Origin of the sequence: Colwellia sp. MB3u-41, assembly GCF_014076845.1 — a bacterium.
In the GTDB taxonomy this organism is placed as follows: Bacteria; Pseudomonadota; Gammaproteobacteria; order Enterobacterales; family Alteromonadaceae; genus Colwellia_A.
Genome location: NZ_JACGUT010000071.1, coordinates 1 through 3,532 on the forward strand (window position 1 = coordinate 1; position 3,532 = coordinate 3,532).

Consider the following 3,532-nt stretch of genomic DNA (forward strand, 5'->3'; position numbering starts at 1 on the left):
TTCTTCATTAAAGAAAAGACCAAACTTAAACTGTTCTCATGAACACGTTAAGTTTGGTTTTTTAAACCACGTTTTTAACCGAATGCGCGTTAAGAATGAGTTCTTTAACAATCTGGAAAGCTGATATAAATAAGATATTTATAAAGCAATGAACGGTGTCGCGCTGTGATTTGCACATTTTATAACTATCTACAAAAGCGATTAATAGTGAAAGCTGTTAATCAACATTTGTTTGCTCTTACTCAGAGTAAACATCTTATTCAAGACACATTTATTTGTGCGTGAAAATGTCAGACTTTACAATTACCTTGGATTAGTCTCCGAGGTGTACTTCGTGTCGAAAGACTACTTAGGGTTGTATGGTTAAGTGACTAAGCGTATGTGGTGGATGCCTTGGCAGTTAGAGGCGATGAAGGACGTGTTAATCTGCGATAAGCATTGGTAAGGTGATAAAAACCGTAATAGCCAATGATTTCCGAATGGGGAAACCCACTGACATAAGTCAGTATCATTAAGTGAATACATAGCTTAATGAAGCGAACCAGGAGAACTGAAACATCTAAGTACCCTGAGGAAAAGAAATCAACCGAGATTTCGTTAGTAGCGGCGAGCGAACGCGAATCAGCCCTTAAGCTTATTGGGCGCTAGTGGAATGTACTGGAAAGTACAACGATACAGGGTGATAGTCCCGTACACAAAAGCAACCTTTAAGTGAAATCGAGTAGGACGGAGCACGTGAAACTTTGTCTGAATATGGGGGGACCATCCTCCAAGGCTAAATACTACTAACTGACCGATAGTGAACCAGTACCGTGAGGGAAAGGCGAAAAGAACCCCTGTGAGGGGAGTGAAATAGAACCTGAAACCGCATACGTACAAGCAGTGGAAGCCGGATTTAGTCCGGTGACTGCGTACCTTTTGTATAATGGGTCAGCGACTTATATTCTGTAGCAAGGTTAACCGATTAGGGGAGCCGTAGCGAAAGCGAGTGTTAACTGCGCGTTTAGTTGCAGGGTATAGACCCGAAACCCGGCGATCTACCCATGGGCAGGTTGAAGGTTGAGTAACATCAACTGGAGGACCGAACACACGTATGTTGAAAAATGCGGTGATGACTTGTGGGTCGGAGTGAAAGGCTAATCAAGCCGGGAGATAGCTGGTTCTCCCCGAAATCTATTTAGGTAGAGCCTCGCACGAACACCATTGGGGGTAGAGCACTGTTAAGGCTAGGGGGTCATCCCGACTTACCAACCCTTTGCAAACTCCGAATACCAATGAGTGATATGCGGGAGACACACTGCGGGTGCTAACGTCCGTTGTGAAGAGGGAAACAACCCAGACCGCCAGCTAAGGTCCCAAAGTACTAGTTAAGTGGGAAACGATGTGGAAAGGCATAGACAGCTAGGAGGTTGGCTTAGAAGCAGCCATCCTTTAAAGAAAGCGTAATAGCTCACTAGTCGAGTCGGTCTGCGCGGAAGATGTAACGGGGCTAAACTAGTCACCGAAGCTGCGGATTCATAATTTATTATGAGTGGTAGGGGAGCGTTCTGTAAGCCGTTGAAGGTGAGTTGTAAAGCTTGCTGGAGGTATCAGAAGTGCGAATGCTGACATGAGTAACGATAAGGGGAGTGAAAAACTCCCCCGCCGAAAGACCAAGGTTTCCTGTCCCATGTTAATCAGGGCAGGGTAAGTCGGCCCCTAAGGCGAGGCGGAAACGCGTAGTCGATGGGAAACAGATTAATATTTCTGTACTTCTATATATTGCGAAGGAGGGACGGAGTAGGCTAAATGAGCACGGCGTTGGTAGTCCGTGTGAAAGTACGTAGGTGGTTAACTTAGGTAAATCCGGGTTTTCATTCAACACTGAGATACGAGACGAGATTCTACGGAGTTGAAGTCATTGATGCCATGCTTCCAGGAAAAGCTTCTAAGCTTCAGATATATAGGAACCGTACCCCAAACCGACACAGGTGGTTAGGTAGAGAATACTAAGGCGCTTGAGAGAACTCGGGTGAAGGAACTAGGCAAAATAGTACCGTAACTTCGGGAGAAGGTACGCTACTCTCGGTTAAACCCTTGCGGTGTAAGCTAAGAGTAGTCGAAGTAACCAGGTGGCTGGAACTGTTTATTAAAAACACAGCACTGTGCAAAATCGAAAGATGACGTATACGGTGTGACGCCTGCCCGGTGCCGGAAGGTTAATTGATTCGGTTAGCGTAAGCGAAGCTGATGATCGAAGCCCCGGTAAACGGCGGCCGTAACTATAACGGTCCTAAGGTAGCGAAATTCCTTGTCGGGTAAGTTCCGACCTGCACGAATGGCGTAATCATGGCCACACTGTCTCCACCCGAGACTCAGTGAAATTGAATTTGCGGTTAAGATGCCGTATACCCGCGGCTAGACGGAAAGACCCCGTGAACCTTTACTATAGCTTGACAGTGAACATTGCTCCTACATGTGTAGGATAGGTGGGAGACTATGAAACCATGTCGCTAGATGTGGTGGAGTCTACCTTGAAATACCACCCTTGTATGCGTGATGTTCTAACCTAGGGCCCTTATCGGGCCTGGGGACACTGTCTGGTGGGTAGTTTGACTGGGGCGGTCTCCTCCTAAAGAGTAACGGAGGAGCACGAAGGTTGGCTAAGTATGGTCGGACATCATACGGTTAGTGCAATGGCATAAGCCAGCTTAACTGCGAGACAGACACGTCGAGCAGGTACGAAAGTAGGTCATAGTGATCCGGTGGTTCTGTATGGAAGGGCCATCGCTCAACGGATAAAAGGTACTCCGGGGATAACAGGCTGATACCGCCCAAGAGTTCATATCGACGGCGGTGTTTGGCACCTCGATGTCGGCTCATCACATCCTGGGGCTGAAGTCGGTCCCAAGGGTATGGCTGTTCGCCATTTAAAGTGGTACGCGAGCTGGGTTTAGAACGTCGTGAGACAGTTCGGTCCCTATCTGCCGTGGGCGTTTGAGAATTGAAGAGGGCTGCTCCTAGTACGAGAGGACCGGAGTGGACGAACCGCTGGTGTTCGGGTTGTTATGCCAATAGCATTGCCCGGTAGCTACGTTCGGAACTGATAACCGCTGAAAGCATCTAAGCGGGAAGCAGGCTTTGAGATGAGTTCTCACTGGAGCTTTAAGCTCCCTAAAGGGTCGTTGGAGACTACAACGTTGATAGGTCAGGTGTGTAAGGACTGCGAGGTCTTGAGCTAACTGATACTAATTACCCGTGAGGCTTAACCATACAACACCCAAGTAGTTTTACTGCGAAGTGTTTGTAGAGACTGACAGAATAAATCACGCACTGTAATGCATTGAATAAGAAAACGCTTTTATATTTATTGCTCTGTTGAGCAACAGCTTTCAAGATTGGCTTATTAATTTAAGCAAAAGTTTTTGTCTAGCGACAATAGCACTGTGGCACCACCTGATCCCATTCCGAACTCAGAAGTGAAACGCAGTAGCGCCGATGGTAGTGTGGGAGTTCCCATGTGAGAGTAGGACATTGCTAGGCGCCTATTAAG

General features: G+C 47.1%; 2 rRNA genes. Both read left to right on the forward strand.

Features of this window, described 5'->3' with window-relative positions:
- The first annotated feature begins 361 nt into the window (after positions 1-361).
- Positions 362-3,252 (forward strand): 23S ribosomal RNA (locus tag H4J73_RS06735).
- A 155-nt stretch (positions 3,253-3,407) separates the two neighbouring features.
- Positions 3,408-3,522, forward strand: a 5S ribosomal RNA gene (gene rrf / locus H4J73_RS06740).
- The last annotated feature ends 10 nt before the right edge of the window (positions 3,523-3,532 follow it).